The organism is Sphingomonas spermidinifaciens, assembly GCF_002351485.1.
GTDB classification, from domain to species: Bacteria; Pseudomonadota; Alphaproteobacteria; order Sphingomonadales; family Sphingomonadaceae; genus Sphingomonas; species Sphingomonas spermidinifaciens.
Genome location: NZ_NWMW01000002.1, coordinates 1,110,565 through 1,125,834 on the forward strand (window position 1 = coordinate 1,110,565; position 15,270 = coordinate 1,125,834).

The 15,270-nt window shown below is 68.0% G+C and carries 15 protein-coding genes and 1 other RNA gene; 10 read left to right on the top strand and 6 right to left on the bottom strand.

Annotation, left to right across the window (positions count from 1 at the left end):
* The first annotated feature begins 4 nt into the window (after positions 1-4).
* The gene (locus COC42_RS15265; RefSeq protein WP_096344111.1) at positions 5-1,525 is read left to right on the top strand and encodes a tryptophan halogenase family protein; all 1,521 of its coding nucleotides are present in this window, start codon (positions 5-7) and stop codon (positions 1,523-1,525) included.
* A 128-nt stretch (positions 1,526-1,653) separates the two neighbouring features.
* On the opposite strand, the gene COC42_RS15270 is transcribed toward COC42_RS15265, so the two are convergent.
* On the bottom strand, positions 1,654-3,024 hold the full coding sequence (locus COC42_RS15270) for a cation:proton antiporter (RefSeq protein ID WP_096344254.1): 1,371 nt from the start codon (positions 3,022-3,024) through the stop codon (positions 1,654-1,656).
* A 198-nt stretch (positions 3,025-3,222) separates the two neighbouring features.
* Between COC42_RS15270 and COC42_RS15275 the strand changes: the two genes are divergently transcribed.
* The 3 genes from COC42_RS15275 to COC42_RS15285 all read left to right on the top strand — a co-directional run bounded on the left by COC42_RS15275 (position 3,223) and on the right by COC42_RS15285 (position 4,854).
* Positions 3,223-3,447 carry a type II toxin-antitoxin system Phd/YefM family antitoxin gene (locus COC42_RS15275; protein WP_096344112.1) on the top strand — a complete coding sequence of 75 codons (225 nt, stop codon included), beginning with the start codon at positions 3,223-3,225 and terminating at the stop codon, positions 3,445-3,447.
* Between the two features lie 2 nt (positions 3,448-3,449).
* Positions 3,450-3,953 (top strand): PIN domain-containing protein, encoded by a 504-nt coding sequence (locus COC42_RS15280; protein WP_096344113.1) that lies wholly within the window; start codon positions 3,450-3,452, stop codon positions 3,951-3,953.
* Between the two features lie 169 nt (positions 3,954-4,122).
* The gene (locus COC42_RS15285; protein WP_096344114.1) at positions 4,123-4,854 is read left to right on the top strand and encodes a Crp/Fnr family transcriptional regulator; all 732 of its coding nucleotides are present in this window, start codon (positions 4,123-4,125) and stop codon (positions 4,852-4,854) included.
* Here COC42_RS15285 and COC42_RS15290 read toward each other — a convergent pair.
* From COC42_RS15290 to COC42_RS15310, 5 genes are all read right to left on the bottom strand, one after another.
* Positions 4,836-5,243 carry a response regulator gene (locus tag COC42_RS15290; RefSeq protein WP_096344115.1) on the bottom strand — a complete coding sequence of 136 codons (408 nt, stop codon included), beginning with the start codon at positions 5,241-5,243 and terminating at the stop codon, positions 4,836-4,838. The genes COC42_RS15285 and COC42_RS15290 overlap by 19 nt on opposite strands.
* Before the next feature lie 4 nt (positions 5,244-5,247).
* On the bottom strand, positions 5,248-7,611 hold the full coding sequence (locus tag COC42_RS15295) for a PAS domain-containing protein (protein ID WP_096344116.1): 2,364 nt from the start codon (positions 7,609-7,611) through the stop codon (positions 5,248-5,250).
* Between the two features lie 87 nt (positions 7,612-7,698).
* The gene (gene coaD, locus COC42_RS15300; RefSeq protein WP_096344117.1) at positions 7,699-8,205 is read right to left on the bottom strand and encodes a pantetheine-phosphate adenylyltransferase; all 507 of its coding nucleotides are present in this window, start codon (positions 8,203-8,205) and stop codon (positions 7,699-7,701) included.
* On the bottom strand, positions 8,202-9,068 hold the full coding sequence (locus COC42_RS15305) for a polyprenyl synthetase family protein (RefSeq protein ID WP_425442863.1): 867 nt from the start codon (positions 9,066-9,068) through the stop codon (positions 8,202-8,204). The genes coaD and COC42_RS15305 overlap by 4 nt, the downstream gene beginning before the upstream one ends.
* 44 nt (positions 9,069-9,112) lie before the next feature.
* Complete coding sequence (locus tag COC42_RS15310; protein WP_096344118.1) at positions 9,113-9,355, bottom strand: exodeoxyribonuclease VII small subunit; 243 nt, start codon at positions 9,353-9,355, stop codon at positions 9,113-9,115.
* Positions 9,356-9,458: 103 nt separating this feature from the next.
* Here COC42_RS15310 and COC42_RS15315 point away from each other — a divergent pair, with 103 nt between their 5' ends.
* The 6 genes from COC42_RS15315 to COC42_RS15340 all read left to right on the top strand — a co-directional run bounded on the left by COC42_RS15315 (position 9,459) and on the right by COC42_RS15340 (position 14,814).
* Positions 9,459-10,823 carry an NAD-dependent succinate-semialdehyde dehydrogenase gene (locus COC42_RS15315; RefSeq protein WP_096344119.1) on the top strand — a complete coding sequence of 455 codons (1,365 nt, stop codon included), beginning with the start codon at positions 9,459-9,461 and terminating at the stop codon, positions 10,821-10,823.
* 173 nt (positions 10,824-10,996) lie between these two features.
* A complete protein-coding gene (locus tag COC42_RS15320) occupies positions 10,997-11,188 on the top strand; it encodes a hypothetical protein (RefSeq protein ID WP_096344120.1) in 192 nt (63 codons plus the stop codon).
* Between the two features lie 33 nt (positions 11,189-11,221).
* Positions 11,222-11,590, top strand: an RNA gene (gene rnpB, locus COC42_RS15325) — RNase P RNA component class A.
* 599 nt (positions 11,591-12,189) lie between these two features.
* Positions 12,190-12,726 (top strand): J domain-containing protein, encoded by a 537-nt coding sequence (locus COC42_RS15330; RefSeq protein ID WP_096344121.1) that lies wholly within the window; start codon positions 12,190-12,192, stop codon positions 12,724-12,726.
* Between the two features lie 4 nt (positions 12,727-12,730).
* Positions 12,731-13,036 carry a hypothetical protein gene (locus COC42_RS15335; protein WP_096344122.1) on the top strand — a complete coding sequence of 102 codons (306 nt, stop codon included), beginning with the start codon at positions 12,731-12,733 and terminating at the stop codon, positions 13,034-13,036.
* 143 nt (positions 13,037-13,179) lie between these two features.
* The gene (locus tag COC42_RS15340; protein WP_096344123.1) at positions 13,180-14,814 is read left to right on the top strand and encodes an FAD-dependent oxidoreductase; all 1,635 of its coding nucleotides are present in this window, start codon (positions 13,180-13,182) and stop codon (positions 14,812-14,814) included.
* Positions 14,815-15,270 lie beyond the last annotated feature (456 nt).

Consider the following 15,270-nt stretch of genomic DNA (forward strand, 5'->3'; position numbering starts at 1 on the left):
GGCCATGGTGCAGCAGCGTTCGATCGTCATCGTGGGCGGCGGCACGGCCGGGTGGCTGACCGCCGCCTATCTCGCTCGCGCGCTCGGCAGCCGCGCGACGATTACTTTGCTTGAATCGCCGGGTATCGGCATCATCGGTGTGGGCGAGGGGGCGTTCCCGACGATCCGCTCGACGCTGCGCTTCATCGGCATCGACGAGGCGCGCTTCGTGCGCGAGGCGGGGGCGACCTTCAAGCAGGGGGTGCGTTTCGACGACTGGCGGCGCGAGGCCGTGGGCGATCGGCGGCACCGCTATCTCCACCCCTTCGACGCGCCCTATCAGGCCGACGACGCCGATCTGGTCGCCCATTGGCTGGCGAAGGACCCGGCGACGCGGGAGCCCTTTGCCGAGGCGATGACGATCCAGAACCGCGTCGCCGATGCGGTGCGCGCGCCCAAGCAGCCGAGCGAGGGCGATTATGACGGTCCGCTCGCCTATGCCTATCACTTCGACGCGCACCGGCTGGCGGCGCTGCTGCGCGCCCGCGCGGTCGAGCTTGGCGTCCGGCACCTTCAGGGCGAGCTGACCGGGGTCGAGACCGGCGAACAGGGCATCGCGTGCGTCCACACCGATGCGCATGGGGCGCTCACCGCCGATCTCTATGTCGATTGCTCGGGATTTCGCGCCGAGCTGCTCGGCCGTGCGCTGCGGGTGGGGCCGCGCTCGGCGAAGGCGCATCTGTTCACCGACCGGGCGCTTGCCTGCAAGATCGCCTATGCTGGCCCCGATGCGCCGATCGAGAGCGTCACGACCGCGACCGCGCACGAGGCGGGATGGATCTGGGACATCGGCCTTCAGAACGCCCGTGGGCTCGGCTGCGTCTATTCGAGTGCGCATCTGAGCGACGCACGCGCCGCCGAGATCCTGTGCGGCTATGTCGGGCACGACCGGTTCGAGGCGCGGATCATCCCCTTCGAGCCCGGCTGGCGCGAGACTCAATGGGTGGGCAACTGCGTCGCGGTCGGGCTGGCGGGCGGGTTCCTCGAGCCGCTCGAATCGACGGGAATCGTGCTGATCGAGGCAGCGGCGGCGATGATCGCCGACTTCCTGCCGATGGCGGGGCCGGTCGATGCCTCGGCGGGCCGGTTCAATCAGCTGATGAACGCGCGCTATGCCGCAATCACCAACTTCCTCAAGCTCCATTACTGCCTGTCGCAGCGTCAGACGGCCTTCTGGCGCGACAATGCCGATGCCGCCTCGATCCCCGACGCGCTCGCGGCGCTGCTGGCCGAATGGCGGCACCGACCGCCCAGCCGCTTCGACTTCCAAGGCGGGGTCGAGAGCTTTGCCGCCTTCAACTACCAATATGTGCTCTACGGCATGGGGTTCGAGACCGATCTCGGCCCCAGCACGCCGCCGCGCGGCGAGCAGGCACATGCCGAGCGGCTGTTCGAGCGGATCCGCAGCTTCGGGCGACAGGCGGTGGCCGAGCTGCCCGAACACCGCGCGCTGATCCGCGAGATCGGCCAGCGCATGCCCGCCTAGCGCGCCCAGTCGAGCTGGAGCCCGAAGCGATCGCCGCGAGTCGACGCTTGGTTTGAGGTCGATGCCCTGCGCCTGCGCGGCCCCACCCGCGAGCGCCAGCGCCGCGGCGACGGCGAACGGACGGGCGCTTAGACCGCGGTCGCGAGTTCCCGGTCGTCAACGCGGTCCAGCTCGCCCGTCTCGCGCGCACGGCGGCCATAGACGGCCTCGAACACCGGCGTTGCCATCACCGTCGTCACGATCGCCATGAGGACGAGCATCGAGAAGAGGGTCGGGCCGATGATCCCCTTTTGCAGGCCGATATTGATGATGATGAGCTCCATCAGCCCGCGCGAGTTCATCAGCGCACCGATCCCGAGCGCGGTGCGGTTGTCCTCGCCCGCCAGTCGCGCCGCAGCGTAGCAGGCGCCGAACTTGGCGAGGATCGACACCGCCAGGATGCCAAGCGCGATCAGGAGGAGCGGCACCGAATTGACCATGTCGAGACGGGTGTTGAGCCCCGAGTAAGTGAAGAACATCGGCAGGAGGAGGACGACCGCGACGGGCTCCACCTTGCGCTTCATCTCGGCGACAAACTGGCCGCGCGGCATGCAGGCGCCGAGCAGAAAGCCGCCGAAGATCGCATGGATGCCGATCGCGTCCATCAGGAACGCCGACAGGCAGAACAGCATCAGCGTGATCGCCAGCACCTGCATCGACATCTCGCCGCGCGCCTCGACCGCGCGGCCGAGCGGGCGGAGCAGGCGGTGCCCGGCGGTCACCATGAAGGTGATGTAGAGCGCCGCGCCGCCGATCGCGATCACCGCCACGCCGGGACCGGCGCCGAACGCCGCGAGTACGACGGCGAGCACGCACCAGGACGCGGCATCGTCGAACGCGCCCGCGGTCAGCGAGAGCGTGCCGAGCGACGAATTGGCCAGCCCGCGCTCGTTGATGATCCGCGCGAGCATCGGGAAGGCGGTGAGGGCGATGCACGCGCCCATGAACAAGGTCGCGTTGCCGGTGCTGATGCCCGGCGTGAACAGGCCGGGTACCTCGAGCAGCCAGGGCGTGATGAGGAAGGCGAGCGCGAATGGCGCGGCGATTCCCGCGGCCGATACGCCCGCCGCGCTCCGCGCCTTGCTGCGGAAATGGTCGAGGCGGAGGGTCAGCCCGACGAGGAACATGTACAGCCCGACGCCCAATTGCGCGCCGACATAGAGGACGTTGCGCGTCTCCTTGGGAAAGATCGCTTCCTGAAGGCCGGGGGCGAGGAGGCCGAACAGCGACGGGCCGAGCAGTACGCCCGCCACCATCTCGCCCACCACCTGCGGCTGGTGAAAGAAGCGCTGGCCGATCCAGCCGACCACGCGGCACGCGGCGATGATGAGCGCGAGCTGGAGGAAGAAGTGAATGCTGAAGTCGCCGGGCGCATAGCTCTTGGCGGCATTCACCGCCGGTCCGTGCGCGTTGAGCACGTCGCCAAGTGCGGCCCAGCCCTGATTCAACAAGTCGAGCATCATTCCTCCCCCGAGGCACAGCGGTCCCGGCGACCGTCCGCACGCCGTTGAAGCCGGGAAGATCGCGCCGACGCAACGGCCGTCGTGCCCCGCGCACGACGATTTCCGGGTGAGGCTCGCAAAGTGTTGCCGGACGTCAACAGGGTAGGTACGTACCTACATGATAGCGCGATCAGTTCGGGTCAGAGAGGCAGGCACATGAAGGTCGTCAGCTCGAGGGCGTTCAACCAGGACGTCAGTGCCGCCAAGCGAATCGCACGCGAGGAGCCGCTGTTCGTCACCGATCGCGGACGGCCAACACATGTGCTGATGAGCATCGAGGCCTATCGCGGACTGAAGGGACGGCGTGAGTCGATCGTCGACTTGCTCGCGATGCCCGAGTCCACCGAGTTTCCGGCAACGCGCGATCGCTGGGATCGCTAGCGTTGTTTCTGCTCGACACGCCGATCTTGCTCGAGCTGCGCACTGCCCGTGACCCCGGCGCCGACCCGCGCCTCGTCGCCTGGGCGAGCGGCGTGGCGCGCGAGCGGCTGTTCATGTCGGCTGTAAGCCTGGTCGAGGTCGAGGGCGCGGCAATGCGCGCGGCGCGCGGCGACAAGGGCGCGGCGGCGGTGTGGCGCGACTGGATCGACGCGCGGCTGCTGCCCGCGTTCGAGGGGCACGTGCTTGCCGTCGATGCGGCGGTCGCCCGGCGGCGGGGAACGCTGGCGCTGGCCGACACGCGCGACGCGCTGCTCGCGGCAACGGCGATCGAGCATGGGCTGACGCTGGTGACACGCGACCGCGCGGCCTATCGCGGCGCACGGCTCCGGCTACTCGATCCGGCCGACCAGGCGACGGACATTGGCGCGCCGGCCGAAACCGAGGATTGGCGCAGCGCCGGCCGCGGCGGGCCGGCTTGGCTGCGCAACCTGTTCATTCGTGGCTGAAAAAGGACCATGGCGCTCTGCCCGACCCGCAAAGTGCCCGCTTCGGCCAGAATCGTGCTACACTTAGCTCAGTATAGAGCGGCTTGAAGGCACGATTCCTTAAGCTCGCCTGACTGAGGCAACCCGACACCGACTTGGCGTCTGCCCCTCAGCTTCGAAGGAAGCAACGATGCCCTATCCGTCGAATCACTCCGCTATGGCGCTGTTCGTCCAGAGGCTCGCCTCGCACACGCCGTTGGGTGCGGAGGCACGGCAGGCGTTGATCTCGTTGCCGGCCCAGCGCATCGACGTGCGCGCCCATGTCGATTTCGTGCAGGTCGGCGCGAGCAGCGACCATGTGAACCTGGTGGCAGAGGGGCTCGTCGGGCGCTTCGGCCAGACGGGTGACGGGCGGCGGCAGATCGTATCGCTGCACATTCCGGGCGAGGTCGCCGATCTGCAGTCGGTCATCGTGCCCCAGGCCATGACGGCACTGACCGCGCTTACCGGCTCGACGCTGCTGCGCGTCGCGCATGACGATCTTCGACGTGTTGGGCTCGAGCATCCGGCGATCGCCACGGCGTTCTGGCGCGCCTGCGTGCTCGACGCAGCGATCGTCCAGCAATGGCTGGTCAATATCGGCCAGCGGCCGGCGCGGTCGCGGCTGGCACATCTCTTTTGCGAGATGGCGACGCGCTATCGCCACCTCGACCAGTCCGACGGGCGCCGGTATCGCCTGCCGATGACGCAGGAGCAACTCGGCGACGCGCTCGGCCTCACCTCGGTCCACGTCAACCGGACGCTGCAGGGGCTGCGCGAGGAGCGGCTGGTGGCGGTCGCGCGTGACAGCATCGAAATCCTCGACTGGGACGCGCTGGCGAGTGCGGGCGAGTTCGACCGGACCTATCTCGCCGCAGCCTGATCTATCGGCGGCCCGGCGAGCACGCGCAGCTTGCCGAGCACTGCGCCGAGGTCGGCGGGCTTCTCCAGCCGTTCGACGCCCGCGAACCGGATGGGTAGCGCGTCGGCGTCATAGCCGGTCAGGAACATGAAGGGGATCGCGCGCGCGACAAGCGCGTCGGCCACTTCGAGCGAGACGGTGCCGCCGAGGTTGACGTCGATGACCGCACAGGCGGGCCGGCCGCGGTCAAGATGCGCCAGCGCGCTCGGCGCGTCGGCGAACGGCCCCGCGACGCGGCCGCCCGCCTGCTCGACAATCAAGCGGAGTTCGTCGGCGAGGTAATATTCGTCCTCCACGATCAGCACCTCGACGGCGTCGAGGGCCGCGGGCTGCGTCCGGTCCTGTGGCATGCGTTCAGCCTTGATCGGAGATGCGGCCCGGATCGCCGCCGCTCAGGATGCTCGGCCTCGCAACGAGCGGAATGTCGAGGGTACATTCGATACCGTCGTGCAGTAGCTCGATTCGGCCCTTACCGCGCAACTCGTATGGAACGCGCCGGGTAATCAATTCGGTCCCGAAACCTTCCCGTTTATCTTGCCCCCAGGGCATGTCGACGCCGCTCTCGTGCCATTCGAGGCGCAGCCATGGCTGCCCTGTATCGACGTGCAGGGTCCAGCGGACCGCCAGCTGCCCGTCCGCGTGGGCAAACGCGCCATATTTCATCGCGTTCGTCGCAAGCTCGTGGATGGCGAGCGTCAGCACCTCGGCCTGTTTCCCCGGCAGGCGTACCGTCGGCCCCTCAAGCTTGACCCGATCGAAGTCTGTCGCCTGAGTGGCAAGTTCATCGCGAAGGATCATCTCGAGGTCGGCGCCCGCATCGACCGCGCCGGTGAGGAGCACCTGCGTCCGCGCAAGCGCGCCGAGCCTTCCTTCCAGATGCTGGACGAACTCCTCGGCAGTCTGGCCCTGATCATGCGTGCGCCGGACGATCGAGCGCACCACGGCAAGGATGTTGCGGACGCGGTGCTGAAGCTCGCCGAGCAGCAGTCGCTGGCGTTCCTCGGCCTCGCGCCGCTCTGTAAGGTCGATCGCAGCGCCGACCATCCGCTCGGGCTCCCCGCGCTCATTGTAGGAAAAGCGGCCGCGCGCGGCGATCCAGCGGATCGAGCCGTCGCGATGGCGCGAACGGAATTCGTGAACATATTCGGTGCGGTTCGTCATCGCCGCTTCGAGCGCGGCGACCGTGGCGGTGCGGTCCTCGGGATGGATGCCCGCGACCCATGCTTTGTAGCTGGGCACGACCTCGCCCACGCCATAGCCCTGCATTCGGAAGTGCTCGTCGGACCAGGTGACGTGGCCGGTGCGCACGTTCCAGTCCCATAGGCCGAGCCGCCCCACTTCGGTCGCGCTGCGCAGCCGCTCTTCGCTCTCCTCCAGCTCGTGCTGGGCGCGCTTGATGCGGGTGATGTCCTGGTCGATGCCGCCGATCCGCTCGATCGAGCCATCTGCGCCGGGCATGGGGAAGGCGGTGGTGCGCACCCATCGATCCTCGCCGTCGGGGTGGTGGACGCGGTACTCGAACTTGGTCGACCCGCCGCCTTGCGCGCGCTCGATATGGGCGCGGGCATGTTCGCGGTCGCCTGGAACCACCCGGTCGAGCCAGCGCGACAGGCCCGGGGTCAGCATCGCGAGCGCCACCGGGATGCCGTAAAGCGTTTGAAAGGCGGGCGTCAGATATTCCCATTGCAGCGTCGCGGCGTCGCGGATCCACAGCACGTCCTGTGACGCTTCGCCGAACTGGCGGAAGCGGTCCTCGCTACGGCGTAGGCGATCGTTCGCCGCCTCGTCGCGCAGGCGGATCAGCTCGGCCTGCGCGTGCTTCCACTCGGTGATGTCCTTGGTTGTCGTGGCGACGCCATCGTTGAGCCTGGTGACGCTCTGAAGGAACCAGCCGTTGAACTGTTCGTGGATGTAGTGATGCTCGCGCAGGCTGGGTTTGCCGGTCTCGGTCACACACTTGAAGATGTCGAAGATGCCCTCGATCACAACGCCCGGATTTCGCTCGAGCAGGCTCTGCCCCTCGACCTTGCCGAAGCGCGATTCGGACGTGTGGTTGTTGAGCAGCCAGCGGAAATCGACGATCTCGCCGGCTTCGTCGCGAACCGCCTCGAACACCTGGATCATGTCGACCGAGGCGTCCATCGTGCCCTGAAGCAGGTCGCGGCTCCTCGCCAGCGCGCGTGCTCGTTCGCGCGCGCGTTGGGCGCTGGCGGCGAAGCGGGCAAGCCGTTCGAGCAGCCGCAGGTCCTCGCCGTCGAAGCGCCGGGCCGCGTCGTGCGACACGACCCACAGCGTGCCCGCCGGCGTCCCGTCGAGGCGGAAGGGCACGATCAGCAACTCGGCGGCTGCCGGGTCGCCGGGCATGTTCGGAAAGACGTCGGCGGGACGCGCCATCAGTATCGGCGCGTCGCGCTCGACAGTCAGGCCGCACGGACTGTGGGGCATCGGGATCGCCGCGCCGAGCTGGCCGCGCCAGGCGCCCGAGACCGCTTCCCAGATGCCCTGCTCGCCGTCGCAGACGGTGACGCCCGCCGAGCCGCCGATCCCCGCCTCGACCAGGCAGGCGGCGAGGTGCGACAGCACCGTGTCGGGCCGCTCGGCCAGCTCGTCCGCGAGCACCGACACCATGCGGGCCTCGAGCGCGTGGTCGGGCGCGCGGTCAGGGCGGCGGGCGATCTCTTCCGTAATGTCGGCGGCGGCGATGTCGATCCTCGTCACGGCGCTATCCCCGGCTCTGGCGACGTTCGTGATAGCCGAGCCGCTTGCCGAAGTCGCTGATGAAGCGGAGTTTTGCGCCGCGGACCTTCAGCTTCCCTTGCGCCCGAGCACGGCCACGCGCGCGGCGACGTCGGCGGAAACGCCCGGCGTCACGAAACGGGCGATGTTCCCACCATAGAGCGCGATCTCCTTGACCAGCCGGCTGGCGATCGGCTGAAGCGAGACGTCGGCCATCAGGAAGACCGTCTCGATCCGGTCGTTGAGCTGCTGGTTCATGCCGGCCATCTGGTATTCATACTCAAAGTCGGCGACCGCGCGCAGACCGCGGACGATCATGTCGGCCCCCTCGCGCTCGGCGAAGTCCATCAGCAGCGAATCGAAGGCGACGACATGGATCTCGCCCTCGATCGCCGCCACCTCGCGCCGGACCATCTCCATCCGCTCGTCCAGGCTGAACATCGGCGACTTGGACGGGTTGGTGGTGACGCCGATCACGAGCCGATCGACGATCCGAGCAGCCCGGCCGATGATATCCATGTGTCCGAGCGTGACGGGATCGAAGGTGCCGGGATAGACGGCGGTCCGCGTGCTCAACGGTCGCGCTCCAGCGTGTAGCGGGCAAGGTCGCGGAGGAGGTCCGCCTCATGACCATAGGCGTGAAGATGGGCGATCGCCTGATCGACGAGCATCCGCGCCTGCTCGCGCGCGCGATCGACACCCAGCAGCGAGACGAAGGTCTCCTTGCCCGCCGCCCCGTCCTTGCGCAGCGCCTTGCCCACCTTGTCCTCGTCGCCCTCAATATCGAGGAGGTCATCGGCGATCTGGAAGGCGAGGCCGATGTCGCGGGCATAGCCCTTGAGCCCCGTGCGCCCCTCGGGCGCGACACGGCCGAGGATTGCGCCCGATTCCACCGAACAGGCGATCAGCGCGCCGGTCTTCATTGCCTGAAGCCGCGTGACGGTGGCCAGGTCGAAGCTCGCTCGCTCGGCCTCGAGGTCCATCGCCTGCCCCCCCGCCATGCCCGAGGGACCGGAGGCGAGGGCGAGGCACTGGATCAGTTCGACGCGCACGAACGGGTCGGAATGGGTCTTTTCGTCGGCGAGGATTTCGAAGGCGAGGGCGTGGAGGCAGTCGCCGGCGAGGATCGCCGTCGCCTCGTCGAACGCCTTGTGAACCGTGGGCTTGCCGCGGCGCAGGTCATCGTTGTCCATCGCCGGCAGGTCGTCATGGACGAGGCTGTAGACATGGATGCACTCGATCGCGGTCGCGACGCGCGCCGCACACTGGCGATCGACGCCGAACAGCCGCGAGGTGGCGAAGACGAGCAGCGGGCGCAGCCGCTTGCCGCCGCCGATCGCGGCATGGCGCATCGCGCGATAGAGGTCGGCGCGCGCGTCGCCGGGTACCGGCAGCAGCGCGTCAAACTGGCGGTCCATTTCCGCCGTGATCTCGCGCATCGCGTTCTTGAGCGCGAGGCTGGGCGCGGCGAGCGTCATGCCCATCACGCGCCGAAGGGAGCGGTGCCGGCGGCGCGGCCCTCGCCATCTGTGCGGATCGCCTCGATCCGCGCCTGCGCCGCGTCGAGGCGGGCGGCGCACTGGCGCTTCAGCTGGTCGCCGCGCTCGTAGAGGTCGATCGCTTCCTGAAGCGTCGCCTCGCCGCTTTCGAGCCGCGCGACGATGCGTTCGAGCTCCCTGAGCGCGTCCTCGAACGATAGCTCGGCGATGCCGGATTCCTCTGCCATGCTCCAGCCTATGCGGCAGGAAAGCCCTCGCGCGCAATGGGGAGCCAAGCGCGCGTCCGTGGGTTGTTGGGATCAAGCCAATGCCGAAAGGGCCGCACTACCGATGTTCGAAACCGTCAATCCCGCCACCGGCGAAGCCCGACCGCCGATCGAGGAACTGGACGCCGCGGGCGTCGAGGCGGCGCTGGCCACGGCGCATGCCGCGTATAAGGACTGGCGGGTAACTTCGGTCGAAACGCGCATCGCGCTCCTTTCGGCGATTGCCGAGGCGTTCGAGGCGAACAAGGAACGGCTCGCCCGCACCGCGACCGAGGAGATGGGCAAGACGCTGAAGTCCGCGGTGGCCGAGGTCGAGAAATGCGTCGCGGGCTTTCGCTACTATGCCGAAAACGGCCCCGATTTCCTGAAGGACCAGCGCGTCGAGACGAAGGGCGGGCACGCGATCGCCAAGTGGCAGCCGATCGGCGTGGTGCTTGCCGTGATGCCGTGGAACTTCCCCTATTGGCAGGTCGTCCGCTTCCTCGCCCCCGCGATCCTGGCGGGCAATGTCGGGCTGCTCAAGCATGCCTCGATCACACAGCAATGCGGGGCGCTGATCGAGGAGATGGTGCGCGCGGCGGGTGCGCCCGAGGGCCTGTTCACCAACCTGCCCATCAAGTCGGGCGCGGTCGAGGCGCTGATCGCCGACGACCGGGTCGCCGCCGTCACGCTGACGGGCAGCGAGGGGGCGGGGCAGAAGGTTGCCGAGGCGGCGGGACGCGCGCTCAAGAAAGTGGTCCTCGAACTCGGCGGGTCCGACCCGTTCATCGTCCTGCCGTCCGCCGACCTCGACGAGGCGGCAAAGGTCGCGACCACCGCGCGCATCCAGAATGCCGGCCAGTCGTGCATCTGCGCCAAGCGGATGATCGTCCATGCGGAGGTGTTCGACGCCTTTCTCGAGAAGTTCTCGGCGGCGATGCGCGCCGCGAAGGTGGGCGACCCGATGGACGAGGGCAATGATATCGGGCCGCTCTCCAGCTTCGAGCAGCGCGATACGGTGATCGAGCAGGTGGCGCGGGCGCGCGAGGCGGGCGCCCGGCTCCTGTTCGGGGCGGAGAAACCCGATCTGCCGGGCGCGTATCTGACGCCGGGCATCCTCCTCGACGTCGAACCGGGAAGCGACTTCGCCAAGGAGGAGGTGTTCGGGCCGGTGGCGATGGTCTTCAAGGCCCACGACCTCGACGACGCGATCGCGCTCGCCAACGACGTGCCGTTCGGGCTTGGCTCGTCGATCTGGACGAATGACGAGGGCGAGCGCGAGCGGCTGGTCCGCGATCTCCAATGCGGGATGGTCGCGGTCAATCAGATGCTCGCCTCCGTCCCCGAGGCCCCGTTCGGCGGCATCAAGCGGTCGGGCCACGGCCGCGAGCTGGGGCCATGGGGGATGCATGAGTTCATGAACCTCAAGGCGGTATTGGTGAAGGATTGAGGCGGGCGCAGATTACCGTCCCTCTTTGTCTCGGATGGGATCGAGGGAACTCGAGCCCATATCGAGAGATGGTGGTGGGTGGGGCGACCCCTCGATACGCCGTCTCGACAAGCTCGACGGCTAATCGGGGCGAACGGAGGCGGGAAGATCGATCTGGCGGTGGAGACGATGCGATGTTCGTGAACTTCAACCCCGACTGGCCGCCGCCGTCAGAGCCGCCCGCGCAGCCGCCCCGGCCGCGGCTGGATCGAAAGGCGGAGGTGCGGCTCGGCTGGGTAATTGCGCTCAATCTCGCCATGCTGGTGCTGGGGCCGCTCGCCGGGGCCACGGTGCTCCACGCGTTGGTTGCCGCCTTCGCGGGTTGAGCGGGCGCGCGCGAGGCGCTAGGGCGGCGGTTGCCAGAGGGCCGGGCGGCCGCGGGCGGAGGCAACTCCGCGCGAGGAAAGTCCGGGCTCCACGAGACAGCGGTGCCGGGTAACGCCCGGCGGGGGCGACCCCAGGGAAAGTGCCACAGAGAGCAGACGGCGACGGTTTCGACCACGCCACGGTGAAAGGGTGCGGCAAGAGCGCACCGCGCGCCCGGTAACGGGGGCGGCACGGCAAACCCCACCGGGAGCAAGACCGAATAGGGGCGGCACATGGGCCTTGTCTCGGCCCGTCGCCCGGGTTGGTTGCTCGAGCGCGCCGGCAACGGTGCGCCTAGAGGAATGGTCGCCCAGTCCCGCTCGCGGGATGGACAGAACCCGGCTTACAGGCCCTCTGGCGATTATTTTTGGCAGATGGGAGCCAACGGCTGGTCTGTGGTGAGAAGCGCCTCCCACTGCTAGCAAGCAGGTCGTGCAGAGATTTCTGGTCGCGCTTCTATTGGCCGCACCTGCTGGCTTTGCCTTTGGTCAGGTTAGCCCTCCTCACCCGGCGTCGGCTACGATTGCCAAGATCGAAGCTGGAATCACCTTCTGGAGCGATGCCGAGCAGGTCGGACTGCCGTCGACGATCGGCCCTGGAGGTTCGGGTCGGAACTGGCGGGTCAGAGTGCGTCGACTGGAATGCCAGCCAAACGGGGGCGACGCCTTGTGCTCCTATGAGACGAAGCCGTGTATCGACTCGGCTGATTACACGACGCGACGGACGTGGTGCGCAAGGCAGCGTCGCTTTCAACGAGGATTCGGCTTTGCCGGAGCTGACGGCTGGATCGTCGCGACTGCGCCGTAGCGGCGCTGGAATGCGGCTAGTGGGGCGGCGGGCGGACCGCATTATCGCTCAGCATTCGTCTCTGTAAGGTAATTGCGCATTGTCGCCATCCAGCGGTCGGCCCGCGTGTATCCCGCTTGCGCGCCGCAGCATCAGGCCTATCTGCTACCCAGCGATGGCACGGCCGACACGATCCAACGACTGGGGCTTTCCGCGATGGCGGGGCTATGAGGAGGAGCGGGCGGCCGCGCGCGTGCGGTTGTGCGACCGCCATGGCTGTGATGCGCCGGGCAACTGCCCCGCGCCCAAGGCGCCCAACAGCCCCGAACGCTGGTATTTTTGCGAGACGCACGCGGCCGAATACAACAAGGGCTGGGACTATTTCGCCGGCCTCTCCGCCGAGGAAGCGGCCAAGCGCGAGGCGGACGAGCGGCGCGATGCGTCGGGCTTTTCCGAATCGAAGCATAATGCGTGGGCGGGCCCAGGCGACGGCAGCCGATCGCGCGACGAGATGCGCGCGCTCGATGTGCTCGAGCTTGAACCCGATGCCGATTTCGAGGCGGTGAAGCTCGCCTGGCGGCGGCACGCCAAGGCGAACCACCCCGACCTGCGTCCCGGCGATGCAGAGGCCGCCGAACGATTTCGCCAGGGGCAGGCCGCTTATGACGTGCTGCGCGCGGCCGAGGAGCGGCGGCAGTGGAAGCCTGTCTGAGCCTGTGAAGACAGAAGTCCGCTCCAACTGGTCGAACGCAGTGCTCGTGTGCGCCAAATGTTCGAAGCGCGTGGGCGGCGGGTTCGGGCCAAAGCGCAGGACTGCGCTGTCGAAGGCCCTGCGCAAGCATCTCCATCTGAAAAAGGGGCGAAAGGGCGTGGCGGGGGTGCTCGAGGTCAAGTGCCTTGGCGTCTGCCCGCGCGACGCCGTTGTGATCGTCAATGGAGCCGAGCCGCGCACTTGGCACCTCGTCCGGCCGGGTGCTGATCTGGACGAAGTGGCGGCGGCGGTGGGGCTGACCACCCTCTGACCAAATGCCGTTGCGACCCGGCCTTGAGTCGGGGAGCGCAAGCCAGCGGGCCGCGCGCATCGCAGTGGATAGCTTCGCTGTGCTCGCAATGATGGGGGCGCTTGACGTAACGTCCCGTCGATTCGTCAACGGGGGCACTGCACATGGAAACCATCGGCCGCGATCTTGCCGAAATGCAGCGGGTGCCGCTCGCCCCGGCGCATGTGGAGGCGATCCGGCGGGAAGGCGCCGAGGCCTTCTACCCCGCAGGCACCTTCCTCGTCCGGCCGGGCGATCCGGTCGAGCGCTTCGTCTACGTGCTGGAGGGCGAGATCGAGGTAGCCGACGCCTTTACCGGCGAGCGGCTGGTGCCCTCCACGCTCGGACCCACGCAGTTCATGGCCGAGATCTCGTTCCTGAGCGGCGGCAGCTGGTCGATGGCCATGCGCGCGGCAAAGGACACGCGCGTGATCGAGGTGCCGCGGCCGGCGATGCTGGCGCTGATGGCGCATGTGCCCGAGATGTCGGACATCATCATCACCGTCCTCGCCGCGCGCCGCCGGCGCCAGCTCGAGGCGCCGGGCAGCTCGCTCGTTCTGATCGGCGAGGAGGCCGACCGGGGCGTGCGCCGAGTGGCCGAGTTCGCGAGCCGCAACCGCATCCCCTATGCCTCGCACCCCATTGGCAGCGCCGAGGCTGTCGCCGTCGCCGGGCATTGTGCGATCCCGGCCGGGCGGCCCGCGGTGATCTTCGGCCGCGATCATGTCGTCGAGCCGCGCACCCCGCACAAGGTTGCCAAGCTCCTCGGCCTCTGCCGCGAGTTCGTCGATGACGAGGTCGTGGACGTGCTGATCGTCGGCGCAGGGCCGGCAGGCACCGCCGCGGCCGTCTACGCCGGGGCGGAGGAACTGTCGGCGCTGGTGGTCGAGGATAATGCCATCGGCGGGCAGGCGGGGACCTCCAGCCGAATCGAGAACTACATGGGTTTCCCGACCGGCATCTCGGGCGCCGACCTCGTCTGGCGGGGGGAGGTGCAGGCGATGAAGTTCGGCACCCGCTTCGTCATGCCGCTGCGCGTCGTGAAGCTGGAGCGGCTCGAGGAGGGCGATTTCTGCGCGACGTTCGACAATGGCCAGCGGGTACGCGCGAGTGCGGTCGTGGTCGCGACGGGGGTGCAGTACCGGCGCTTGCCGGTAGAGCGCCTGGCCGAGTTCGAGGGCGCGGGCATCTATTATGCCGCGACCGAGAACGAGGCACGCTTCTGCCGCGATACCGAGGTGATTGTGATCGGCGGCGGTAATTCCGCGGGACAGGCGGCAATGTATCTCAGCCGCGTGGCGCGCCGCGTCCGCGTGCTGGTGCGGGGGCATAGTCTTGCGAGCTCGATGTCCAGCTACCTGTCGAGCCGGCTGGAGGCGGACCCGGCGATCACCATCGACTATGGCGCCGCCGCGGTGGCGGTGCACGGCGAGGAGAAGCTCGAGGCGGTGACGATTGCCAGGGGCGACGCGCGCGAGACCGTTGATACCTGTGCGATGTTCGTGATGGTCGGCGCGGTGCCCAACACCGGTTGGCTGGAGGGTCTGGTCGCGCTCGATGACAAGGGCTTCGTGCTGACGGGCGAGGCGGTGGGGGCCGCATCGCCCTACGCCACCTCGTGCGAGGGCGTGTTCGCGGTCGGTGACGTGCGCGCCGGGTCGGTCAAGCGGGTGGCCTCGTCGGTGGGCGAGGGGTCGGTGGTGATCTCCTCCGTCTGGTCGCATGTGCACGGGCGGGGTCGGGAAGTGGCGGCGGGTTGAGGAAAGTGGCCGTTTGAAGCTCGGCGCCGTGTGATTCGGCCTGAGTCAGGCTCGCCGAGCGGCTCGGAACCCAGGTTTTCCGCGGCTTTCCGCAAAAAATGCGAAAAGTTCCAAAAAACCGTTTGACGGTCCGTGCGACGATACCTAGATAGCGCTCCACCGACGGGGCGCACCGCTACGGAGCGTCGGGTTGGTCACTCAAAGACAAGGCGCACGGGTCGCCCGGAAACGGGATTGACGGTGCGTCGGTTTTTGTCGCTCTTTGACATTGTGATTTAGATGAAGGGACATGTGGGCGGCGGCTCCGGGTTCTGGCGGATTTTAGGCGTCGGACACTCGGTTAAAGCTTAAGTCGTTCCACGGTTCACGGGTTCACGCCTGTGGCCATACATGTCCTTACACGTTTCCATACGTGAAATGATTTGTGCAGGAACGGCTCCTAGAAATGAGCGGTTT